Here is a 24406-nt window from a genome sequence, read left to right on the forward strand (position 1 = left end):
AGGAACCATGCAAAAACTTGAAATTGAAACGGACGATCCAGCCACTGAAAAAGGACGCCGCGGCATCCAATCGATTGAAGCGGGAGGTCAACTGTTACTGGCACTGGCCGAGCAAGGCCACCCGATGCCACTGCGCGAATTGGCCAAGGCCGCAGACATGGCCCCAGGCAAAGCCCACCCTTACCTGGTCAGCTTTGGCAAGCTAGGTCTGGTGACGCAAGAGGCCTCCAACGGCCACTACTGGCTTGGGCCTACAGCCATGCAATTGGGGTTGGTGACGCTGCGCATGCTCAACCCGGTGCGCGAAGCCACCTCGTATGCAGAGGCACTGGCAAGAGAGACCGGCCACAGCGTGGCTCTGGCTGTCTGGGGCAACCAAGGTCCGACGATCGTCTTTCAATTCGATGCGATTTACCCCTTGCATACGAATATCCGCACCGGCACCGTCATGTCGCTCGCTGGCACGGCGACCGGACGCCTATTTGCTGCCTACTTGCCCGCCAAGCTCATTGAAGAGTCCTTGCTCGAAGACGAGCGGCGCCTGGGCCCAGACATTGCCACAGCCATTGACAGAGAAGAGCTGCAAAGCCTGGTCAATGAAATACGCAAACATGGGCTCTCTCGCACCATCAACAACCCAACGCCGGGTGTGTCTTCATTTGCGGCGCCGGTGTTTGACTACTCCGGCAATATTGTTCTTGGCATCACGTTGATGGGCAGAACCCGCTCTTTTGACACCGACTGGGATGGCAAAGAAGCCAAGGCCATCAAATCATTCAGCCTGGAAGTCTCGCGCCGACTGGGGCACCAGTCAAAATAAGCAATGCCAGTTTCTGGCATGCAACTCAGGCCGTTGCCAGCAAGCGGCCTCATGCGCGCATCGGAGTCAAGTGCACTGGCGCTTTCAGGTACAGCGCGCTCTTGAGGCCCAAAGAACACGGCCGCCGATGGCCCACAGCTACGTCCCTCTAAGAGCCTATTCATCATCTCCGCGGCTGCGTGGAAATGATGAACAGGCTCTAAACACGCTCGCCCCCTTGATCTCGTCTGAGCTCTGCATCAGTCGATCCGTGTGCGTTGTTTTTCTTCATCCATAGCAATCGCTACGGACAAAGAGATGCCTTGCGGCCCATCCCAATACCGCACTCATTCCAACAACCAGGCCTCTGCAGAGCCCTCCCCCTTGGCCACACCCCCTTTGCGGGCATTAATTGCGCGTCAAGTCAGCCAGCTGATGGGTCACACCCTCCTGAACAAGCAACGCAATGCCAATCACTTACCTTCAACAATCGATTTATATATGTCCCCAATTAATTATCTATTTATAAAACAACATATTTAATATATCCGACCCCATTTAATTTTCTTGCCAGACCAAAAAAGTCAGCGTATTCTCCGCATCCGACCTGGTGCAATAGGTTTGAGCCATTCAATCTAATGCACGCGATCACCCCACGATGAACACCCACAAGTAAGGAGTGCGCCATGACCAAGGCGTCAGAATTGCAGCAGCTGCAGGAGCAGGGTCTGTATTCCCCCTCGAATGAACACGACGCCTGCGGCGTTGGCTTTGTTGCCCATATCAAGGGCATCAAACGCCATGACATCGTCACGCAAGCGCTGCAAATTCTGATCAATATCGACCACCGGGGTGCCGTGGGTGCTGATCCATTGATGGGCGATGGTGCGGGCATCTTGATTCAGATTCCCGACCAGCTCTACCGCGAAGAAATGGCCTTGCTAGGCGTTGAACTGCCGCCTGCTGGCGAATACGGCGTGGGCATGATTTTCCTGCCTAAAGAGCACGCGTCACGCCGCGCTTGCGAGCAAGAGATGGAACGCGCCATCAAGGCCGAAGGCCAGGTGCTGCTGGGCTGGCGCGATGTGCCAGTAAACCGCGACATGCCCATGTCGCCTGCTGTGCGCGAGAAAGAGCCCATCCTGCGCCAGGTGTTCATCGGCCGTGGTGGCGATGTGATCGTGCAAGACGCACTGGAGCGCAAGCTCTACGTCATCCGCAAAACCGCCAGTGCCAATATCCAGGCGCTCAAACTCAAGCACAGCAAAGAATACTATGTGCCCAGCATGAGCACCCGCACCGTGGTCTACAAAGGCCTGCTGCTGGCTGACCAAGTGGGCCAGTACTACCTGGACTTGCAAGATGCGCGCTGCGTCTCAGCGATTGGTCTGGTGCACCAGCGCTTCTCGACCAATACCTTCCCAGAATGGCCACTGGCCCACCCCTACCGCTATGTGGCCCACAACGGTGAGATCAACACCGTCAAAGGCAACTACAACTGGATGCGCGCCCGCGAAGGCGTGATGGCCTCGCCCGTGCTGGGCGATGACCTGAAAAAACTCTACCCGATCAGCTTTGCCGACCAGTCCGACACCGCCACGTTCGACAACTGCTTGGAACTGCTCACCATGGCTGGCTATTCGATCAGCCAAGCGATGATGATGATGATCCCCGAGCCTTGGGAGCAGCACGAAACCATGGACGAGCGCCGCCGCGCCTTCTATGAATACCACGCTGCGATGCTTGAGCCCTGGGATGGCCCAGCGTCTGTCGTGTTCACCGATGGCCGCCAAATCGGCGCTACGCTTGACCGCAACGGCCTGCGCCCGGCCCGCTACTGGGTCACCGACGACGACCTGGTAATCCTGGGTTCGGAAGCGGGCGTACTGCCCATTCCGGACAGCAAAATCGTGCGTAAATGGCGCCTGCAGCCAGGCAAAATGCTGCTGATCGACCTGGAACAAGGCCGCATGATCGATGACGACGAGCTCAAAGCCAATATCGTCAATACCAAGCCTTACAAACAGTGGAACGACAACCTGCGCATCAAGCTTGACAGCGTGGAAGCGCCGGCGCAAACGGCCAGCACTGCAGAACCTACCGTCTCCCTGCTCAAACGCCAGCAACAATTTGGCTTCACGCAGGAAGACATCAAATTCCTGCTCGCACCCATGGCCGCCAACGGCGAAGAAGGCATTGGTTCGATGGGCAATGACAGCCCGCTGGCCGTCTTGTCTGGCCGCAGCAAGCCGCTGTACAACTACTTCCGCCAGTTGTTCGCGCAAGTGACCAACCCGCCCATCGACCCGATTCGCGAAGCGATTGTGATGTCCTTGGTGTCCTTCATTGGCCCCAAACCCAACCTGCTGGACATCAACCAGGTCAACCCGCCCATGCGCCTGGAAGTGGTGCAGCCAATTCTGGATTTCGAGGGCATTGCCAAGCTGCGCAATATCGAAGCGCTGACCCACGGCAAATTCAAAAGCGCCGTGTTGGAGATCACCTACCCGCTGGCCTGGGGCACCGATGGCGTCGAAGCCAAACTGGCCTCGTTGTGCGCGCGCGCAGTGGATGCACTGAAAGACGGCGCCAACATCCTGATCCTGAGCGACCGCTCTGCCTCGGCAGAACAAGTGGCCATCCCTGCCCTGTTGGCGCTGTCGGCCATTCACCAGCACCTGATCCGTGAAGGTTTGCGCACCACCACCGGTTTGGTCGTTGAGACTGCCACCGCGCGTGAAGTGCACCACTTTGCCGTTTTGGCCGGTTATGGCGCGGAAGCCGTACACCCGTACCTGGCAATGGAAACCCTGCAGGCCATGCACCAGGACCTACCAGGCGACTTGTCGGCTGACAAAGCCATCTACAACTACATCAAGGCGATTGGCAAGGGCCTGTCCAAGATCATGTCGAAGATGGGCGTGTCCACCTACATGAGCTACTGCGGCGCGCAGTTGTTTGAAGCCATCGGCATCAACGGCGAAACCGTAGAGAAATACTTCACCGGCACCCCAAGCCGGGTCGAAGGCATCGGCATTTTCCAAATCGCTGAAGAAACCTTCCGCCAACACCAAGCAGCCTTCAGCGACGACCCTGTGCTGGAGCACATGCTGGACGCTGGCGGTGAATACGCATGGCGTGCCCGTGGTGAAGAGCACATGTGGACACCCGACATGATTGCCAAGCTGCAGCACAGCACGCGTGCCAACAGCTTCAACACCTACAAGGAATACGCGCAGCTGGTCAATGACCAAAGCCGCCGCCTGCTGACCTTGCGTGGTCTGTTCGAATTCAAAATCGACCAAGCCAAAGCCATTCCCGTCGACGAAGTGGAAGCTGCCAGCGAAATCGTCAAACGTTTTGCCACTGGTGCGATGTCGATGGGGTCGATCTCGACCGAAGCCCATGCGACGCTGGCCGTGGCCATGAACCGCATTGGCGGCAAGAGCAATACCGGCGAAGGGGGTGAAGATGAGCACCGCTACCGCAATGAGCTCAAAGGCATTCCAATCAAAGCCGGTGAATCGCTCAAGAGCGTGATTGGCGCGGAGAACGTTGAAATCGACTTGCCCCTGCAAGACGGTGACTCGTTGCGCAGCCGAATCAAACAAGTCGCTTCTGGCCGCTTTGGTGTCACGGCGGAATACCTCAGCAGTGCCGACCAGATCCAGATCAAGATGGCACAAGGCGCCAAGCCCGGTGAAGGCGGCCAGTTGCCAGGCGGCAAAGTGTCTGACTACATTGGCAAGCTGCGCCACTCGGTGCCAGGTGTAGGCTTGATCTCGCCACCGCCGCACCACGACATTTACTCGATTGAGGATTTGGCCCAGCTGATCCACGACTTGAAAAACGTCGCCCCACACGCCTCGATTTCGACCAAGCTGGTCGCAGAAGTCGGCGTTGGTACTGTGGCAGCTGGCGTGACCAAGTGCAAGAGCGACCACTTGGTGATTGCAGGTCATGACGGCGGCACCGGTGCCTCGCCTTGGTCGTCGATCAAACATGCCGGCGGGCCATGGGAAATCGGTCTGGCTGAGACCCAGCAAACCCTGGTGCTCAACCGCCTGCGTGGCCGTATCCGCGTGCAGGCCGATGGCCAGATGAAAACCGGTCGTGACGTGGTGATTGGCGCTTTGCTGGGCGCCGACGAATTTGGCTTTGCCACTGCGCCGCTGGTCGTTGAAGGCTGCATCATGATGCGCAAGTGCCACCTCAACACCTGCCCGGTGGGTGTGGCCACACAAGACCCGGTGCTGCGCCGCAAGTTCTCCGGCAAGCCTGAGCATGTAGTGAACTATTTCTTCTTTGTGGCTGAAGAAGTGCGCCACATCATGGCCCAGCTGGGTATTCGCCGATTCGACGAGCTGATTGGCCGCTCCGATTTGCTCGACACCCGCAAAGGCGTGGACCACTGGAAAGCCCAGGGCCTGGACTTCAGCCGTTTGTTTGCCCAGCCGAATGTGCCAGCCGATGTCGCGCGCTACCATGTCGAGAGCCAGGACCATGACCTGGACAAGGCGCTGGACAACAAGCTGATTGAGCGCAGCCAACCAGCGATCGAGAAAGGCGAACGCGTGCGCTTCATTGAAGTGGCGCACAACGTCAACCGCACAGTCGGTGCGATGCTGTCTGGTGCAGTGACCCGCGTTCACCCGGAAGGTCTGCCAGACGACACGATTCATATCCAGCTCGAAGGCGTGGGCGGGCAATCCTTTGGTGCGTTCCTGGCCAAAGGCATCACCTTGTACCTGATTGGCGAGGCCAACGACTACACCGGCAAAGGCCTGTCAGGTGGCCGCATCGTTGTGCGCCCCAACCTGCACTTCCGTGGTGACGCTGCACGCAACACCATCATTGGCAACACCGTCTTGTTCGGTGCCACCAGCGGTGAAGCCTTTTTCTCCGGCGTTGGTGGTGAGCGTTTTGCCGTGCGTCTATCGGGTGCCACGGCAGTGGTTGAAGGCGTGGGCGACCACGGCTGCGAATACATGACCGGTGGTACCGTGGTCGTACTGGGTAAAACCGGCCGCAACTTTGCTGCCGGCATGAGCGGCGGCGTGGCTTACGTCTACGACGAAGATGGCGAATTTGCCAGCCGCTGCAACACCGCCTCGGTCGCACTCGAACGCGTGCTGCCGCACGATGAGCATGTGTCGCAAATCAATCCGAACATCTGGCACAAAGACCAGACCGACGACAAGCAATTGCGCGCCCTGCTCGAAGCCCATAATCAGTGGACCGGCAGCCGCCGCGCCCGTGAGTTGCTGGACAACTGGCAAAGCGCCCGCACCAAGTTCGTCAAAGTATTCCCAAGCGAATACAAGCGCGCCCTGGCCGAGCTGTACGAGCGCCGCCAGCTGCGCGAAGAAGGCACGGCAGTGGCCGTCAACAACGGTGTGCAAGCAGCTGAGCAGGTCGCACCAAAACGCAAGTCCAGCAAGACTGAAGCCGCCGCCAAATAAAACCATGAGCGGCGCTGGACGGACCGCACGGTGCTCCAGTCCAGCGCCTCTGCCACGATGAACAAGGATTCCTAAAATGGGAAAGACCACAGGTTTTCTAGAATACGACCGGATTGAAGAAGGCTATTTGCCAGTGCAAAAGCGCTTGAAGGACTACAAGGAGTTCGTCATTGCGCTGGACGACTCGCAGGCCAAGATCCAGGGCGCGCGTTGCATGGACTGCGGCACACCGTTTTGCAACAACGGCTGCCCAGTCAACAACATCATTCCAGACTTCAATGATCTGGTCTACCGCCAGGACTGGCGCGCTGCGATTGCCGTGCTGCACAGCACCAACAACTTCCCAGAGTTCACCGGCCGCATTTGCCCGGCCCCCTGCGAAGCCGCTTGCGTGCTGAACATCAACGATGATGCAGTTGGCATCAAGAGCATTGAACACGCGATCATCGACCGCGCCTTTCAAGAAGGTTGGGTCAAGCCGCAATTGCCAAAGACCAAAACCGGCAAAACGGTCGCAGTGGTGGGCGCAGGACCTGCGGGTCTGGCTGCTGCCCAGCAGCTTGCCCGCGCCGGCCATGATGTGACGCTGTTTGAGAAAAACGACCGTGTCGGCGGTTTGCTGCGCTACGGCATTCCTGACTTCAAACTCGACAAAAGCCACATCGACCAACGCGTGGAGCAACTCGTGGCCGAAGGTGTGAAGATTCGCACCAGCGTGCTGATTGCTGGCAAAGATGGTCTGGGTAAAGACAGCAAAGTGACCAACTGGGCCAAAGAAACGATTGCCCCGGAAACGCTGATGGCCGAGTTCGACGCCGTCTTGCTGACCGGTGGTGCCGAACAAAGCCGTGACCTGCCCGTGCCAGGCCGTGAGCTCGATGGCGTGCATTTCGCGATGGAATTCCTGCCGCAGCAAAACAAGGCCAATGCGGGCGACAAGCTGAAAAACCAATTGCGCGCTGACGGCAAGCACGTGGTGGTCATTGGCGGCGGCGACACCGGCAGCGACTGCGTAGGCACCAGCAACCGCCATGGCGCGGCCAGCGTCACGCAATTCGAGCTGATGCCCATGCCGCCCGAGCAAGAGAACAAGCCTTTGGTCTGGCCTTACTGGCCAATCAAACTGCGCACCAGCTCCAGCCATGAAGAAGGTGCAATCCGTGAATTCGCGATTGCGACCAAGGAATTCGTCGGTGAGAAAGGTAAATTGACAGCCGTCAAAACCGTGCGCCTGGAGTGGCAAGACGGCAAGATGACCGAAGTGCCTGGCAGCGAACAAACCATCAAAGCCGATATGGTGTTTTTGGCCATGGGCTTTGTCAGCCCGGTGCAAACCGTGCTCAAAGCCTTTGGTGCTGACACCGATGCACGCGGCAATGTACGCGCCAGCACCGAGCTGGTCGGCGGCTATGCAACCAGCGTGCCAAAACTGTTTGCCGCAGGCGATATCCGCCGTGGCCAGTCCCTGGTTGTCTGGGCAATCCGCGAAGGCCGCCAGGCAGCGCGCGCAGTCGATGAGTTCCTGATGGGTGCGAGCGAACTGCCACGCTGACACCAGCCAAGCACAATGAAAAAGCGACATGCACTGATGCGCATGTCGCTTTTTTTACGAGTATCAATCAATCCAGTGCGCGCGACTGCACAACAATCACAGTTTGGCAATCGACACTTCGGTCGACTTGACCAAGGCCACGACCTCAGAGCCCACCTGCAAGCCCAACTCATCGACCGAGCGCGTAGTAATCACCGACGTCACAACGCCCCACGGCGTTTGGACATCCACTTCGGAGACCACATCGCCACGAATAATTTCCTTGATCTGGCCTTTGAACTGGTTGCGGACATTGATAGCTTGAATGGACATGCTGACTCCTTAAAGCGTGTTGTATGGATTAAATGGCCCACTGCCAGCGCGCTGGCGTGGGACTGGGTGGTGCTTGCGGTGGCTCCGCCTGCGCCGGCTTGGCCAGCACACGGCCGAGCAAGCGTTGCTCTATCGCGGCAAACTCAGCACTGCCGCGCACACGTGGGTGTGCCAGCGTGATGCGCTCATCCAATGCGATCGCACCGTCTTCAATCAGCAGGACACGGTCAGCCAAGGCAATCGCCTCTTGCACGTCGTGCGTGACCAAGAGTGCGGTAAAGCCCAGCTGGCTCCACAAGCGCTCAATCAGCGCATGCATTTCAATGCGCGTGAGGGCATCCAAAGCCCCCAAGGGCTCGTCGAGCAACAGCAGCCGGGGCTCATGCACCAAAGCGCGAGCCAGTGCAACACGCTGGCGTTGCCCACCAGACAAATTCGCTGGCCAATCTTGCGCCCGGTCGAGCAAGCCCACTTGCGCCAGAACCTGCAGTGCATGTTGTTGCTGCGACTTGGGCAGCCCCAGAGCGACGTTGTGCAGCACCGACTTCCAGGGCAATAAACGCGCATCCTGGAACATGATGCGGGTGTTCTCATTGAGGCCCTTCAAGGGCTGGCCATCGAGCGACAACTGGCCAGTACTGGCTGCCTCCAGGCCCGCGACCAAACGCAGCAACGTGCTTTTGCCGCAGCCGCTGCGCCCGACAATCGCAACGAATTCACCGGGCTGCACCTCCAAATCAATCGGGTGCAACACCTCGCGCTCGCCAAAGCGCTTGCTCACCGCCTGCAACTGCAAGCGCACACCCGGCACAGGCTGGGCCTTGGCCGGCTCTTGGCTGGCAGACTGCGCAGCAGTAGCCTGAGTGGTGTACAAACTACCGGTATGTGCGGCTGACTCATAGGCCGATGCCCGTGCAGCGGCGGCCAACTCTGTGGCAAATCGTTTGAATAAAGGCATCGCCTGCTCCTGCTTAACGGTAGTTCGGATTCCAGCGCAGCAAGCGCTTCTCTAATAAACGAGCAAGCGAATCTGCCATCTTGCCCAAAATCGCATACAGCAAGATGCCCACCAGCACCACATCGGTTTGCAAGAACTCTCTGGCATTCATCGTCAGATAACCAATGCCGGACTGCGATGAAATGGTCTCGGCCACAATCAAAATCACCCACATCAAACCCAGCGCGAAACGCAAACCAACCAGAATCGAGGCCAAAGCACCCGGCACAACAACTTGCCAATACAGCTGCCAGCGCGATAAGCCATAGGCGCGCCCCATCTCCACCAACTGCGGGTCAACACTTTTAATGCCGTGGTAGGTGTTGATGTAGATCGGGAAAAACACCGCCACAGCAATCAGAAACAGCTTGGCGGCCTCGTCAATGCCGAACCACAGAATCACCAGCGGAATCATCGCCAGCGCCGGGATATTGCGCACCATCTGGATGCTGGAATCGAACAAGGCATCGCACCACTTGGCCGAGCCGTTCACAAGGCCAAACAGCAAGCCCAGCCCGCCACCAATGGCAAGCCCCAAGAAGGCGCGCTGCGTACTCACAAGCACATGCTTGTAAAGCTCTCCGGACACCGCCAAATTCCAGAATGCCAGCACCACATGTACTGGCGATGGCAAGACCCGGGCAGACAACCAGCCCAGCGACGACGACAGCTGCCACACTGCGACCAATAACAGCGGCACCAACCAGGGCAGCAGCACCCCTACACTGCCTGCAAGCAGGCGCTTGTGTTGTGCTTGCAGTTGATCGCCCGCCTTACTGCTTGTCTGGCTGCGCACCCTCTTACACGCTTGACTGAACCCACGCCAAGCAGATCGCTCAGACGGAGCCTGCTGCAATGAAGGCATTGCAGAGGTCGATAGCTCTTGAACCGGTGATGGCATAAGCCTCTCCTTGATATCAAATGCAAGCGTGCGGACACACTGTCAGCAGCCCATGTCGAGCGGCGTGCAGGCCGCTCATCGCCTAAGAACGCGTTTACGTTCTTAGCTTTGTGCCACCTTCGGGGTGTACAAATTGGCCACCACTTCACCAATGCTGAAGTCGTGCTGGCCTTGCAAGCCCTTGTGCAAGGAGGGCGGCAGCAATGGAAAGACCAATTCGGCAAAGCGGTACGACTCTTCCAGGTGTGGGTAGCCAGACAACACAAAGTCTTCAATGCCCAAAGCGGCATATTCCTTGATGCGCTCAGCCACTTGTTCAGCACTGCCGACCAAGGCCGTGCCAGCGCCGCCGCGCACCAGGCCCACACCGGCCCACAGATTGGGGCTGATTTCCAGGTCTTTTCTGGTTTTGCCTTGACGGCCTTTGTGCAGTGCGGCCATGCGTTGCTGGCCAACCGAGTCCATGCGCGCAAACGCAGCATGCGCGACGGCTGCTGTTTGCTCAGACACATGGCTGATCAACTCATCGGCTGCCTGCCAAGCGGCTTCTTCGGTCTCTCGCACAATCACATGCAAGCGAATGCCATAACGCAATGTGCGACCACGCCGCTGGGCTTTTTCACGTACATCCGCGAGTTTTTCTGCCACCGCTGCAGGCGGCTCACCCCAGGTCAAATAGGTGTCTACTTGCTCAGCGGCCAAGTGGTGCGCCGCTTCAGAGGAGCCACCGAAGAACACCGGTGGATACGGTTTTTGCAGCGGCGGGTACAGCAGCCTCGCGCCCTTGACGCTCAGATACTGGCCGTCATAGTCGTAGGGCTCACCGGTGTGGCTGCGCGTCAAAATCTCGCGCCAAATACGAATGAATTCTTCCGATTCCTGGTAGCGCTGGGCGTGGTTGAGAAACAAGCCGTCACCTGCCAGTTCTTCTTCGCTGCCACCAGTGACCAGATTGACCAGCAAACGCCCCCCAGACAAACGGTCAAAGGTCGCTGCCATGCGCGCAGCCAAGGCGGGCTGGTGCAGGCCGGGTCTGACTGCCACCAAGAACTTCAGGCGCTGCGTCACGGGCAGCAACGCTGACGCCACGACCCACGGGTCTTCGCAAGAGCGGCCAGTCGGAATCAACACGCCTTCGTAGCCCAGGCTGTCGGCGGCAGTGGCGATTTGCTGCAGGTATTTCAAATCCAGATTTCTGGAGCCTTTGGCAGTGCCAAGATAGCGGCTGTCGCCGTGCGTAGGAATAAACCAAAAAATCGACATGGTGTGTTCTCGTCATGGTGTGCATGGGAATAGGCAGCACACGCTCAGTTGCAAAATCACAGGCAGGGCATTACGGCCTGCCCTGGCGGCCCAGACTCTTGCTGAGCAGCGGCTCAGCGGAGAATTTGAGCAAGCTCTTACACAGCGGCCTCTTTCAAGTTCAAAGCTTTGGGGATGAGTTTCAGCTCAAGGAACGTGTCAGCAATGTGCTGCTGCTCGGCCAATACCTCAGGCGTGATCGGCAGCACGCCAAACTCGCCACGACTGAGGTAGCGCTGCACCACTGGCAGCGGCAGGCCCAATATGGCGGCCAGCTCTTGTGCCGCTGCCTCGCGGTTATCACGCACCCACACATCAACGGCATTGAGCTCATCAATCACTGCAGCGATCACATCGGCATTGTTCTTGGCGTAATCCAGCGATGAGAAGTAGTAACCACGGTTGTTCACCACGTCCTTGGCATTGGCGATTTGACGCGCCTCCAGACTGGTTTCTGCAGCGGCCAGGAACGGATCCCAAATCAACCAGGCATCGACTGCGCCACGTTCAAAAGCGGCACGGGCATCGGCAGGCGGCAAGAACACCGGTTGCACATCCGAATACTGCAAGCCATGCTTTTCCAGCAACTTGACCAGGAAATACTGGACGTTCGAGCCCTTGTTGAAAGCCACACGCTTGCCCTTGAGGTCGCCAACGCTTTGAATCGGCGAATCCTTGGGCACGATCACGGCCTCCAGCTGCGGCCGTGGCGGGGTAGAGGCCACATAAGCCAAAGGGGCCCCTGCAGCTTGGGCAAAAATCGGTGGTGCTTCGCCGACATCGCCAAAATCAATCGCGCCGACATTCAAGGCTTCCAATTGCACCGGGCCGGCATTGAATTCGGTCCAGGTCACGCGCACGCCCAGTGGCGCCAGCTTTTCCTCCAAAGTACCGCGCGCCTTGAGCAGACTCAAAAGTCCTTTTTGGTGGCCAATGCGCAGCACGCGTGTGCGTGCTGGCTGGCTGGCCTGCGCAAACGCGGGCAAGGACCACGCCGGCAACGTGGCCAGCGCAAGCTGGCCCAAGCCTTGCAACGCCTGTCTGCGACTCAAGCGCGATGGCAGCGTTTGCGCGCTGGGCTGTGTCGATTCGGAATGGATTTTCTTCATGGCCTATGCCGATCAAAAAAATGGGGTGGAAAGGCTGCAGCTCATAGCTGCCATACCAAGCAAGCTCAAGCTCAAGCGCAACCTCATGCACATTCAAAAAAAAAAATAAGGCGCAGCACCCCCTGCACTGATAAGCGGCAAGGCCGATTTCAGTCAATGGAGCCGTGTTTTTGGGAAGCTAGCGGGCGTCTACACATGACCGTGACACTGGCAAGCCTGGCTCCTCATGCATGCTGCTGTGCCTGTGCGCTGGCTTGTAAGACAGCCGCCGTGCTGGGCGCCATCAGTTGGCAAACCACACCGTCGCACGGTGGCAAATGGGCTTGAAGTCGGCCAACACAGGCTGCGGTACAGCCTGGTTGACACCCCCCATGCCCCAGTGAAAGGCCGTGGTTTCTTTGATACGCAGCCATATCGATGCATGGCGGGCCTGGGGGTCACTCACATCAGCAGCGCAGGTCACAGCCAAAGTCAAGCCTTTGCCCTGCTGCCTGGATGTCACCGGGGCATTGGCTTGGATATGGGATTTTTGGGACCTTCTCTTGACTTTCAATGGCATGGTGACTCTCCTGACTGGTTTGCTAACGCCCATCAATCACTCGATGGCGACTCGACAATGGCCCTGGTTTCAAACACCGTAAGCCGGAATACGTGCATAGGCACTGGCCAGCGAACTGCCCATGGCGCGGTACTGCGCGGCTTCAAAGGCCGCTGAATCCTGCGCGTGCAACCACCAGGCCTGTGTGGCCGCCTTGCTGCTGAGCACGGCTTGCAAAACCTCATCCAAACGCTGCAAAACGTCCTGGTGCACCACATAGCTGGCGCCTTCTGGCAGCAGCGTCACTTGGTGGTCCTGCGCATACACGCCGGGCACAATGCGCTCGGCGCCCAAGGACTGCAGGACCGGCGCAATGGTTTGCGCCAGCGTGACCGTCTGGCCTTTTTGCACGCCAGTGGCCAGTAGCGCCACGGTTTTGCCTTGCAAGGCATCAGCAGGCAGCACGTCCAGAAACACCTTGAGCAAACCGCTGAATGCCGCTTGGTAAACCGGCGCAGCAATCACCACCGCTTGCGCTTGTGCGACAGCTTGCACGGCCAAGCGAATCGCGCCTTCTTGCACCGACTGGCTCAGCAGGCTGGCCGATGGCAAGTCCGCAATGCACAGCTGGCGAGGCGAATGTCCAAGCACGTTGAGCTTTTGCCGAGCTGCTGCCAACAAGGCAGCACTGCGCGAGCGTGGCACTGGACTGGCATTGACCAAGATGATTCCCATGACTAACTCCTGCGATGTGGTGCGTGGTAAAAAGCAGCCCAGGTTGGGCGTGTGCAATCAGCGTTTGGTGTAGATCTGGTCAAACGAAGCACCGTCGGCAAAGTGGTCTGCCGCAGCCTTGCTCCACCCGCCGAACTTCTCGTCGATCGTGAACAACTCCAGTTGGGGGAATTGCTCCGCGTATTTGGCTTTGATGGCGGCGTTGGTTGGACGGTAGAAATTGCGCCCGGCAATGTCCTGGCCCTCTTCGCTGTACAAATACTCCAGGTAGGCATTGGCCACTTCGCGCGTGCCTTTGCGGTCCACCACTTTGTCGACCACGCTGACCGAGGGCTCAGCCAAAATACTCAGAGAAGGCACAACAATTTCAAACTGGCTGCTGCCCACTTCTTTCAAAGCCAGAAATGCTTCGTTCTCCCAGGCCAGCAGCACATCGCCCAAACCGCGCTGCGTGAACGATGCCGTGGCACCCCGTGCACCGGCATCCAGCACGGGCACGTGTTCAAACAGTTTTTGCACATACTCTTTGGCTTTGTCATCACCACCGTAGTGGCGACTGCCATATTCCCATGCAGCCAGGTAGTTCCAGCGCGCACCGCCGCTGGTTTTGGGATTGGGTGTAATCACCTCAACACCTGGCTTGATCAAATCATCCCAATCTTTGATGCCCTTGGGGTTGCCAGCGCGCACCAAGAACACAATGGTGGACGTGTACGGCGCTGAATTGTGCGGCAAACGGGCTTGCCAGTTCTCAGGCAGGTAATTGCCATTGGTATGCAAGGCATCCACGTCACCGGCCAAGGCCAAGGTCACAACATCTGCCTCCAAACCGTCAATCACCGAGCGCGCCTGCTTGCCTGAGCCACCGTGTGACTGCTGGATGCTCACGTCCTGGCCTTTGGTCTCTTTCCAGTGCTTGGCAAATGCCTGATTGAACTGTGCATACAATTCGCGCGTGGGGTCGTAGGACACGTTCAAAAGTTTGACCGTCTCTTGCGCCTGCACTGTCGCCAAACTGCCCAGCAGCAGTGCAGACACCCCCAGAGCTGCTGCGGTCAAGCTTTTCTTGATAAAGTAGCGGCGAATTGTCATCTTGTTGCCTTTGAGAAATAAGTAGTGTTTTCGAATGACCACGATTGTGCGGATTTCGTCTTAACACCAGAACTACTTATTTCTCACTACTAAATTACGAAGAGATATATATGGCCCACATGGTTCAATGCATCAAATTAGGTACCGAAGCAGAAGGTTTGGATTTCCCACCGTATCCAGGCGAGCTGGGCAAGCGCATTTACGAAAGCGTCAGCAAAGCAGCCTGGGCAGACTGGATGAAGCACCAGACCATGCTGGTCAATGAAAACCGCCTGAACCTGGCCGATGCCCGCGCGCGCCAATACCTGGCACGTCAAATGGAGCAGCACTTTTTTGGTGCTGGCGCCGATGCGGCCCAAGGCTACGTCCCGCAACAATAAGCTGGACGGTCTCTCTGCCCATTAGAGCCTCTGGCACTGGCGTGCTGCGCCAGCCCACAGGGCTGCTCAAGCGAGCAGCGCCTACTTCTACTGATAGATGGCTTGTGCCCAGTCCTTGTGACTGGGCTTTTACCTTGTGCTTGACCCCATGAACCACGCCAGCGAACCCGAATCGTCACCCCAAGCCATTGACTGGCTCGAAGATGGTTCGCCTTTTTCGACGCGGTTTAATGACCGCTACCACAGCCGCCGCGACGGCGGCCTCCTCCAGTCTGTCGGCAGTTTTTTGCATGGCTGCCATTTGCCCTCTGCCTGGGCGAAGCACAATAGCTGGTGTGTGCTGGAGACAGGCTTTGGTCTGGGCCTGAATTTTTTGGTCACATGGCAAGCCTGGCGCGATGACCCAGAGCGCCCGCAGCAACTGCATTTTGTCTCGACCGAGGCCTGGCCCGTCAGCGCCGCAGAAATCCTAGCGGCCGCCCAGCAGCGCTACCCACAGCTGCTGGAACTCGCGCAAGCATTGGTGCAGCAATACTGGGATATGCACAGCGGCATCCACCGCATCAGCCTGGACAACAACCGTGTGCATTTGACGCTGGCAATTGGCGATGCCCAGCAATGGCTGCGCAGCCAGTCGTGGCAAGCCGACAGCGTGTACCTCGATGGTTTCAGCCCAGCCAAAAACCCCGACATCTGGAGCTTGGACACCCTCAAAGCGGTGGCGCGTTGCTGCAAAGCCGGCCAGACCCGGTTGGCGACCTGGTGCGCCGCACGGCACGTGCGCGATGCATTGTCGCAAGTAGGGTTTCAGGTCGAGCGCGTTGCTGGCATTGCACCGAAAAAACACAACGTGCAAGCGCTCTACGCACCGGCATGGCCGCTCAAAAAGCGCAGCCTGGACACGGCTCTGACGCCCCCCTTGCCTGTGGCCTTGCGCACTGCCAGCACACGGCGCTGCGTTGTCATCGGTGCGGGGATTGCGGGCGCCAGCACCGCACGCGCAATGGCTGAGCGGGGCTGGCATGTCACCGTGGTAGAGCGCGCAGGCGGCATCGCGCAAGGTGCATCGGCCTTGCCTGCAGGCCTGTTTGCGCCGCACATCACGCCCGACGATGCGCCGCTGTCACGCCTGACGCGCGCAGGCCTGCGCGCCACGCGTAAAACCGCCAAGCGCCTGCTGCGAGAGGCGCTGGACTGGCAAGCCAGCGGTGTGATTGAGCACCGTGTGGACAAGCACAAGGGCTTACCGCTAAATCCTGCAACAGATGGCATCGCCAGCCAGGCGTCGATCAATGCCAGCGCCGAGCAGCGCCTGCAAGCAGGCATTGATGCACAGGGCGACTCCCCAAGCCCCGGATCCCACCCAGCCATTTGGCACGCGTATGCAGGCTGGATCAAGCCGGCCCAATTGGTGGCAGCTTTGCTGGACCATCCTTTGATTGAAGTGCACACGCACACCACAGTCTTGGCCATTACGCCGGCTACCCCTCTTATTACCCCGCCTATTGCACAGTCGCAGACGCCTTCTGAAGCATCGCCAACAGCGCCTTGGTCGACCTGGAGTGTTCGGCTGGCTGCCACGCAAGCACAGGCCGCCAAGCCAGCGGCAGAAGCCATACAGGCGGACTGTGTCATCATCGCCGCCGCCCACCAGAGCAAAGACTTGCTAGCGCCCCTGAGCAGTACCACTTGGCCGCTCAACGCTGTGCGCGGCCAAGTGGCCTGGGGCGATGCCACAGACACCAAAGCCACCTGGCCTGCCTGGCCAATCAATGGCAAAGGCAGCCTGATTCGTGTGCCCCAGGACACGCCGAACCAAACCGCTGGTGCGCACTTTTGGATCAGCGCAGGGACTTTTGAGCGCGAGCACGCTTTGGCCGCCCCCAATTCGGCTGACATTGCCACGGCACTGGCAACCAACCGCCAACGCCTGGGGATTTTGATGCCTGCAATAGGCGCGCACTTGGCCGAGCAGTTGTTTGACGCCGCAGCGCCATCGCTGCGTACCTGGAGTGGCGTGCGCTGCACGGTGGCTGACCGCACGCCGTTGTATGGTGCGATCAGCACGCAGCAGCCCAATCTGCTATTGGCCACAGGACTGGGTTCGCGCGGCCTGACCCTGTCTTTGCTGTGCGCCGAAGCCTTGGTCTGTGCGCTGCATGAAGAGCCACTGCCGATCGAGCAATCGCTGGCCAAACTATTGAGTACCAGCCGCATCTAGCGGCCCACCAATTTCAGCCTCGCACCGCGATGGACTGGCTGCTGCTTCAAGGCCTGCCAAATGCAGGCGTTTGAGAGGCTGCTCATCAGCTCTGCGCTGGATGCGTCGACAAGCCCTGGTTTGTCTCGCGGACATGGCGCCGCCTATCGGCAAAACGCACCGGTGCCTGCGCATTCAAAGGCAACTGCAGCACCGTCAGCCTGGCAAAGGTGGGTTTGAGTCCCACCCGGTGCAAGCAGGCGATAAGCCCGCTGCTCGACATCCAAAGGCGCTACCGCTGCTGTGCTCCAACATGGCCTACCACTGGATGCGGGCCACACTTTCGGCGCTGCCCTGCGGGTCCTTGTCACTGTTTTTAATCGTGACAAACACCGCACCTGACTGCGCATCCAAGGCCAAGCTATTGGGGTGCGATGGCAATGCAAAAGTCTTGAGCAACGCGTGTGTGCGGCTGTCGTATACAGTAACCGAAGCCGAATCACGGTTCGTCACATACAAGCGCTGGCGCGGCTCATCAATCAGCAAGGCCACAGGGCGTTGGCCGGTCGCAATACTGCTTTGCACCTGGCCCGTCGCTGGATCAATCACCGCGACTCGATTGCCATCACCGCGAATGTGGTAGTCCAACTTGGCGATTTTTTCACGCACGGTATTGGGATTGTCTGAGCCATGGTCAGTTGCCAACACCTGGCCGGTGCTGCGGTCCACTGCCAGATTGAGCAATTGGTCGGCGGCAATCTCATGGGTGTGTAGCAGCTCCAGGCTGCTTGTATCCACGGTCAGCAACTGGCCTTGCATATTGCTCACATACACCTTGCCTGCTTTGGCATCCAGCGCAATGCCTGCGGCACCAAAACCAAAACCGGGAATGACTTTTTCTAATTGCAGCGTGTCGGTATCCATCACATACAAGACGCCATCGCTGAACCACAGGCCGGGGGCGTATAGGCGGTGATTGGCTTTGTCCAACACCAGCTCACGCAAATTGAATGGATAGCGCTGCACGATTTTGCCTGTGTGGTCAGGTGCTTCAATCTGCTCGGCCAGTTGGGCTACGCCCACGATGCCATTGCTGGCGGTGTCAATCACCGTGACCGAGGCATGGAACGCATTGCCCACATACAAGCGGTTGCTCTCATCATCCAGAGTCAGTCCCAAGCCTGGGCGCTCGAGCATGATTTCAGCCTGCACGGCCAAAGTGTTTGGGTCGAGCCTGTAAATGCGGGGCTTGGGTGCATCGGCCTCTCGGCCACCGGCCGAAGCCACAAACACCGCGTTGTGCTTGGCCGAGTAGGCGATTTCATACAAAGCAGGCGCCAACGCCTGGCGAGTGACTTGCTCGCCCACCGCCGCGTGTTGAGAAGTCGAAGCGGTATCCATAGCAGTTGGTGGAGTGTGTTGACAAGCGGCCAAAGTGGCGGCTGCCACCAGGCCCAGGCTGAAACGCAGGAAAGTCTTTTGCATCATAAACCTCTGAAGAAACAATGGATTGAAAAACAATGGATTGAAAAAGGCGCGTCTTGGAACCCTCAGGCCTTCTGGCGCGCACGCTCGTGGTAGCGGTTGATCAACAGCAAAGCAACGACGACCAGGCCGGCCGCCGCACTGGTATGGCCACTGAATAAGGCCAGGCCAAACCCCCAGCCTTTAGCCTGCACGGCCACCACCAAACCCAGCACCAACAGCCCCCAGCCGATGGCGCGCAGCAGCCAGTTGGCACCCTGCGAGAAGCTGCGTGCCCACAGATCGTTTTGGTGGCGCTCCATCGCCAATGCCAGGCAGAAAAAACCGGCCCATGCGCTCAGCCCCATCAGCGCATGGGCCCAAGATGCCAGAGTGTTCATACAGAGACCTCTTGTTGCTGGGCGACTGCATTAGCATCGGCCTTGGTGTGCGGTTGTGCCCTTGCCTTGGCTTTTGGTTTGAGCCTGGGCTGGTGCTTGAGCGTGCGATAAGCCAGCCAAGCATGGGCTGCAGCAAAAACCCACAGGCTCAAATCAAAGCCAGCAAATACCCAATCGCCCAGCCACACGCTGCGCAGCAGGCCCCGTTCGGTGAAAAACGTGTTGACCACAGGCAAAGCCGCCAATAGCACGGCAGCAACCAGCAGCAACTCGACCCAGGCGCGTTTGGCCGGTCGCAGCAAGGCCCAAGCCAGCGCACCTAACCAGACGATGAAAAAGCCATTGATTTCAGCAGCGGCGCGATTGGCAAGATCCAAAGGCAAAAGGCGGTTGAGCCAGAAATATGCCGCAATGGCGACCGACAAGCCCGCAATCGTGGCGATGTTGAGCCGCTCGACCAGACGAAAACCAAAGTGCGGCTGCGCGGGGTCGGGCAGCCGTGCTCGGCGCTTGACGGTCCACAGCACCAAGCCCGTGCCCACCATGGCCGTGCCTGCCAAACTGACGATGAAGTACAGCCAACGCGTGACACTATCCGCGAAGCGCCCCAGATGCAGGCCATAAAGCACGCCACGCGTTTCTGCCGCAATGCCGCCACCGTCTTGACGCGCCAGCAACTTGCCATTCGTTCCATCAAACACCAAGGCGCGCTGGGTGGTGCTGAGCTTGCCTTGCTCGCCCTGCGTGATCACTACCTGGGCCTTGGCGTCACCCGGATGCTGCACGCTCACCGAGCCGATATGGGGCGACTGCCACATCTGCTGGGCCTGCAAGACCATCTCAGCCACCGACGCCAGAGGTGCAACCTCGCCACTTGGGCGGCTATTCACAGCCTGGCCACCGCGCATGTGCGCCTGGAATTGCTGGCGCTCTGGCGCCGTCGGAAAGGCCACATCGACCGACCACGGCAAATACAGCAACATCAAAGTCACCAGGCCACTCCAGGTGATCATGAAGTGAAACGGCAAACCCAGCACCGACAAAGCGTTGTGTGCATCAAGCCAGCTGCGCTGTCCTTTGCCCCAGCGGAAGGTGAAAAAGTCGGCGAAGATCTTCTTGTGCGTGATCACGCCGCTGATGATGGCCACCAGCATGAACATCGCGCACACGCCCACAATCCAGCGCGCCCACATCGCGGGCATGTAGTGCAGATTGAAGTGGAAGATATAGAAAAAATCTCCGCCCCGCGTTGCGCGGGCCTGCACTGGCTCACCGGTTGACGGGTCGTAACTGGCATTGACCACGCCGCGCATGCCAGGCAATCGCCGGCGTGGCTCGGCAGATGGCGAGGCTGCTGCTTGCGCCGCCAGGCTTTCGCTGCGATAGCTGACGGCAACCAAGGGGTTGCGTGCGCTGGGCGGTGTGATGCTCAGCTGCGACACATCTGGCGCCAAGCCCAACGTTTTGTCGACATAGCGCTGCACCACTGCAGCCGTATCCTGCGCCTGTGGTGCGTGCACGGCTGGCAACTCTGGCCGCATGTACAGCGAAGTCTCGTCGCGAAAAAAAGCCAGTGTGCCGGTCAAAAACACCGCATACAAAATCCAGCCGGCCAGCAAGCCAGTCCAAATATGCAAGTCAGACATGGTTTGCCGCAAACCAGGGGCCTTGGCATGTTTGGCCCCAGCGCTTTTAGCCACTAGCGGAGCTTGAAGGATTTGAGGAACTTGAGGTTCCTGAGGCACAGGCGGACTCTCAGCCATTGCAGCAGTCACCGGCGAAGAAGCACTATGGGGCGCAGACATTGCAAACCATACAAAGAGAATGAACAACAAGGACCATGCACAGCGCCATCACAGCGCGCTGCCACTGCCGCCAACAAGCAATCCAAACCTGGTACAGCACACTGGCAGTCCAGGCCTGAAACAATGCGCAGCGCATCTGCACTAGCGCGCCACCCATGCGAACGGCAGCAGCACAGCAGCAGCCACGCACAGGCCTAGCCATGCCCGCATGGCACTGCGCACAGCAAACACCCAAATAATGGCTGCGGCGTAAACCAAAAAGCTCGCAAGCAAACCGGCCAAAGCCGCTTCAGGGCGTGAGGTGGGCAAAGCCAAGGCGGCAAGCGTCGTCAGCACCGCCAGCCCATAGCCGCCCAACACCGCCGCGACTACGCGCGACAACAATGGGCCGTAGCGGCTCAGCCATGCGCGGCCCGCATGCAGTGGCGGCCAAGCCTCCCCTGTCATCACCACTGGTAGCGCAGCGCCAATTGGGCATTGCGCGGTGGGCCGTATTTGGCGCGGAATGGCACGTAGTTGTCGTAGTACTGCTTGTCAAACAGGTTGTTGATATTGAGCGTGGCCTGCCAGTAGCTGTTGAAGCGGTAACCCAAATGCACGCCAACCGTGGTGTAGCTGCCGTGCGGCGGGGTGTCCAACGCACCTACGCCTGGCAAGGACAGGCCTGCGCTACCAGCGCCCACAGTCCACATCTCGCGTTTGTCATGCCAGTGCACGGTGCTGGCTGCACTCAGGCCGCTGAGTGCGCCGCTGAATTGGTAACTGGTGCCGAGCTTGAACATTTGGCGCGGGATGTGCGTGTTGATCGCCTCGCCTGCGCCATTCGTGGTTCTGGTATTGCTGTAAGCGGCAAACACCTGCCAGTTGCGCGACAGGAACCCTGTGGTTTCCAACTCAACGCCGCGCGAGCGATTGCCTTTGCCTGTGGACTTGTAGGCCTGGCCACCATCGGGCAAGGAATTGAGTGGCACGCTGTCATCGAGCACGGCCAAATTGTCTTGTTTGGCCTCAAACACCGCCACGTTGAAGTTCAGGCGCTTGTCCAGTAGCTCGGCTTTCAGACCAAGCTCGATGTTTTTACCAGTAATGGGGTCAAGGAAGTTGTTGTTTTTGTCGCGGTAGTTTTGCGGCTTGAAGATTTCGCTGTAACTGGCGTAAGCGGTGTAATCCGGGTTAATCGCATAAGTCACACCCACAAATGGGATGAGCTGGCTCGAATAGTCCAAGCGGCCATTGGTCGATGCCAGCACACCGCTGGTGTTGTAGTTCTCGCGGTAGGTTTTGTAGTTCGACAAGCGCCCGCCGACGATCACGTGCAGCGGATCAGCCACATGAAAACGTGCACTGCCAAAGTAACCAAACTGCTGCGTCACCGTGCGGGTTTTGGCACCGGTCCACACCACCTTGGGCGCGGGCATTGAGCCGTCCCAGTTGTAGATATTGGGCACGTTGTAGTCTTGTGGTGAATCAAAGTCCAGTGTGTGTGCGGTATCGGCGCTGCGCGTGCCACTGATGCCAACCGACAGCTGGTGGGTGCGACCAAACAGGCTGAATGGGCCATTCGCATTGACCTCGGCATTGTCCTGGTAGCGGTAGCCGTTGGCGGCCATGTTCGGGCGCACGCTCCAGCCCGATCCGTCTGGGTTGATCACAGTCACCAGCCTGGGAATGGTTGAGCCATTGCCCGAGAGCAGCGCATCGCCACTGTTCTTGTTGTGGCTGTACGCCAGTTTGGTTTTCCAGCCATTGTCAAACGCATGGTCCAGATAGACAAAGCTGTTGTTGTAGCGCTTATTCCAGTAGGTCCAGGTCGGCGCAACCGTGATCGAGCGCGGCAAATCAATGCGCGCGCCAGTGCTGTCATACAGCGGAATACCGGTGTTGGATTCGCCATCCATGTTCGTGGCCTGGTAGTCGTGGCCAAAGGTCAGCAATGTACGCGGCGCCAGATCGACCTCGAAAGTACCAGACAGCAGCGAGTCATCTTCGCTTCTGAAATTGACGAACGAGTCGGTCTGGCGGTGCGCCGCAATGATGCGGCCCCGCACACGGCCATCTTCAGTCAAGGGACCGCCAAAGTCTCCCGTCACACGGCGGTGGCTCCAGGTACCCACAGCCACCGAAGCGCTGGCCGCAAAGGTTTTGCCAGGGCGCTTGCGCATCATATTGACTACCGCCGACGGATCACCTGCCCCGGTGACCAAACCGGTCGCACCACGCACAACCTCAACGCGATCGTACAGCGAGGAATCCAAAATACTGGCATTGAATGGGCCCCGGCCGGTGGCGCGGTAGCTGCCCTGCAAACCATCGACTTGCATATTCGTGATGTCAAAGCCGCGCGAGGTGAATTGGTAGCCGCCGCCTGGCGCGGCCGTGCTTGCGGTCACGCCGGTGGTGTGCAGCAGCACATCATCCACGGTTTGCAGGCCCAGCTCATCGATTTGCTGGTGCGTGATCACGCTGACCGACTGCGGTGTTTCCTGCAAGCGCAAGCCCATACGGGTGGCTGTGTCGGTTTGCCCAACAGGTGCGTACATGCCGGTATATTCGCTGGAGGCATCGGTGGGCGAGATCTCTGCGCTGACCACTACTTCCTGCAGTGCATCGCCTTTGGCACCGACTGTTGCTGCAGCGCCTTGCACCGCCGCCTCGAGTGGCTCACGCACGCTAAATACACCCTCACCTTGGCCCACGGCTTCAAGACCGCTGCCTTGCAGCGCTTGTTTCAACGCGGCGGCAGGCGACAGCAGACCTTGCACGCCGGGGCTGCTGAGGCCTTGCAGCGAAGCCGCATCGTACTGAATGATCAAGCCAGCATGGCTACCCAAACGCTCAAGGACTTGCTGCAAGGAACCTGCTGCAATCGCGTATTGCTGCGTTTGCGCCACTTCCTGGGCTTGGGCCATGACCGCATCATGGTGCACAACCGCCATGCCCACACCAGCCATCAGCAGTGCCTGCGTCAAAGCCTTGGCGATGCTGTGGCGATGAAACACCGGCACTGCAGCGGCGCTCTTCTGAGCTGCTGCAAAGCAAGAATTGGGGGTAGTGGCGCGCGCTGCAGTGGTGCTTGTGGCCGCAGTGCAAAGAGGTGTCGATTGCATACAAATACCAGAGAAATGACCAAGTCAATGCCAATGCAGGAGGCACGCGCAGTTGGCTGCGGCACCATCCAGACACGCTCCTCCATAAGAACATGCACAGGGCTGCTCAGCACCTCATGACACGGACGATGGGGTGCATATGCAGACGCCTAATCACTGGCTTCTACTTCTCATGCCAATCGAGATCCCAAAAAGCCTCAGCCAAATGCACTTTTTTGAAAATATTTTTCATCCAAGGCCAAGAACGTGT

General features: G+C 58.7%; 18 protein-coding genes. 5 read left to right on the top strand and 13 right to left on the bottom strand.

Annotation, left to right across the window (positions count from 1 at the left end; genetic code table 11):
- Positions 1–7: 7 nt before the first annotated feature.
- The 3 genes from E8K88_RS02115 to E8K88_RS02125 all read left to right on the top strand — a co-directional run bounded on the left by E8K88_RS02115 (position 8) and on the right by E8K88_RS02125 (position 7813).
- Positions 8–820, top strand: a complete 813-nt coding sequence (locus E8K88_RS02115) for an IclR family transcriptional regulator (RefSeq protein ID WP_136404993.1) — start codon at positions 8–10, stop codon at positions 818–820.
- 665 nt (positions 821–1485) lie between these two features.
- A complete protein-coding gene (locus E8K88_RS02120; RefSeq protein ID WP_136404994.1) occupies positions 1486–6261 on the top strand; it encodes a glutamate synthase-related protein in 4776 nt (1591 codons plus the stop codon).
- A 76-nt stretch (positions 6262–6337) separates the two neighbouring features.
- Positions 6338–7813 carry a glutamate synthase subunit beta gene (locus E8K88_RS02125; RefSeq protein ID WP_136404995.1) on the top strand — a complete coding sequence of 492 codons (1476 nt, stop codon included), beginning with the start codon at positions 6338–6340 and terminating at the stop codon, positions 7811–7813.
- A 96-nt stretch (positions 7814–7909) separates the two neighbouring features.
- Here E8K88_RS02125 and E8K88_RS02130 read toward each other — a convergent pair whose 3' ends face one another.
- From E8K88_RS02130 to E8K88_RS02165, 8 genes are all read right to left on the bottom strand, one after another.
- Entirely contained in the window at positions 7910–8125 is a 216-nt protein-coding gene (locus E8K88_RS02130; RefSeq protein ID WP_136404996.1) for a TOBE domain-containing protein, read from the bottom strand.
- Between the two features lie 28 nt (positions 8126–8153).
- The gene (locus E8K88_RS02135) at positions 8154–9083 is read right to left on the bottom strand and encodes an ATP-binding cassette domain-containing protein (protein ID WP_136404997.1); all 930 of its coding nucleotides are present in this window, start codon (positions 9081–9083) and stop codon (positions 8154–8156) included.
- A gap of 13 nt (positions 9084–9096) precedes the next feature.
- On the bottom strand, positions 9097–10023 hold the full coding sequence (ssuC, locus tag E8K88_RS02140; protein WP_136404998.1) for an aliphatic sulfonate ABC transporter permease SsuC: 927 nt from the start codon (positions 10021–10023) through the stop codon (positions 9097–9099).
- A 102-nt stretch (positions 10024–10125) separates the two neighbouring features.
- Positions 10126–11286, bottom strand: coding sequence for an FMNH2-dependent alkanesulfonate monooxygenase (gene ssuD / locus E8K88_RS02145; protein WP_136404999.1), 1161 nt, complete (start codon positions 11284–11286; stop codon positions 10126–10128).
- 137 nt (positions 11287–11423) lie between these two features.
- A complete protein-coding gene (locus E8K88_RS02150; RefSeq protein WP_136405000.1) occupies positions 11424–12434 on the bottom strand; it encodes a sulfonate ABC transporter substrate-binding protein in 1011 nt (336 codons plus the stop codon).
- A gap of 283 nt (positions 12435–12717) precedes the next feature.
- Positions 12718–12993: a hypothetical protein gene (locus tag E8K88_RS02155; RefSeq protein ID WP_136405001.1), complete on the bottom strand. Its 276-nt coding sequence runs from the start codon at positions 12991–12993 to the stop codon at positions 12718–12720.
- Positions 12994–13062: 69 nt separating this feature from the next.
- Positions 13063–13707, bottom strand: a complete 645-nt coding sequence (locus tag E8K88_RS02160) for an NAD(P)H-dependent oxidoreductase (protein WP_136405002.1) — start codon at positions 13705–13707, stop codon at positions 13063–13065.
- A gap of 57 nt (positions 13708–13764) precedes the next feature.
- Positions 13765–14799, bottom strand: a complete 1035-nt coding sequence (locus E8K88_RS02165; protein ID WP_136405003.1) for a sulfate ABC transporter substrate-binding protein — start codon at positions 14797–14799, stop codon at positions 13765–13767.
- A 110-nt stretch (positions 14800–14909) separates the two neighbouring features.
- On the opposite strand from E8K88_RS02165, the gene E8K88_RS02170 reads away from it, so the two are divergent.
- Positions 14910–15179 carry an oxidative damage protection protein gene (locus tag E8K88_RS02170; RefSeq protein WP_136405004.1) on the top strand — a complete coding sequence of 90 codons (270 nt, stop codon included), beginning with the start codon at positions 14910–14912 and terminating at the stop codon, positions 15177–15179.
- A gap of 148 nt (positions 15180–15327) precedes the next feature.
- Positions 15328–17400 carry a tRNA (5-methylaminomethyl-2-thiouridine)(34)-methyltransferase MnmC2 gene (mnmC2, locus tag E8K88_RS02175; RefSeq protein ID WP_136405005.1) on the top strand — a complete coding sequence of 691 codons (2073 nt, stop codon included), beginning with the start codon at positions 15328–15330 and terminating at the stop codon, positions 17398–17400.
- Positions 17401–17697: 297 nt separating this feature from the next.
- Here the strand turns inward: mnmC2 and E8K88_RS02180 are convergent, their stop codons facing one another.
- The 5 genes from E8K88_RS02180 to E8K88_RS02200 all read right to left on the bottom strand — a co-directional run bounded on the left by E8K88_RS02180 (position 17698) and on the right by E8K88_RS02200 (position 24156).
- Positions 17698–18867: a YncE family protein gene (locus E8K88_RS02180; RefSeq protein WP_136405006.1), complete on the bottom strand. Its 1170-nt coding sequence runs from the start codon at positions 18865–18867 to the stop codon at positions 17698–17700.
- A gap of 62 nt (positions 18868–18929) precedes the next feature.
- On the bottom strand, positions 18930–19244 hold the full coding sequence (locus E8K88_RS02185; RefSeq protein WP_240754276.1) for a DUF3325 domain-containing protein: 315 nt from the start codon (positions 19242–19244) through the stop codon (positions 18930–18932).
- Positions 19241–20890, bottom strand: a complete 1650-nt coding sequence (locus E8K88_RS02190; protein WP_240754277.1) for a PepSY-associated TM helix domain-containing protein — start codon at positions 20888–20890, stop codon at positions 19241–19243. The genes E8K88_RS02185 and E8K88_RS02190 overlap by 4 nt, the downstream gene beginning before the upstream one ends.
- Positions 20891–21190: 300 nt before the next feature.
- Complete coding sequence (locus E8K88_RS02195) at positions 21191–21496, bottom strand: DUF3649 domain-containing protein (RefSeq protein WP_136405007.1); 306 nt, start codon at positions 21494–21496, stop codon at positions 21191–21193.
- Complete coding sequence (locus E8K88_RS02200; protein WP_136405008.1) at positions 21496–24156, bottom strand: TonB-dependent siderophore receptor; 2661 nt, start codon at positions 24154–24156, stop codon at positions 21496–21498. The genes E8K88_RS02195 and E8K88_RS02200 overlap by 1 nt, the downstream gene beginning before the upstream one ends.
- Positions 24157–24406: the final 250 nt, after the last annotated feature.

Origin of the sequence: Lampropedia aestuarii, from assembly GCF_004803635.1 — a bacterium.
Classification (GTDB): Bacteria; Pseudomonadota; Gammaproteobacteria; order Burkholderiales; family Burkholderiaceae_C; genus Lampropedia; species Lampropedia aestuarii.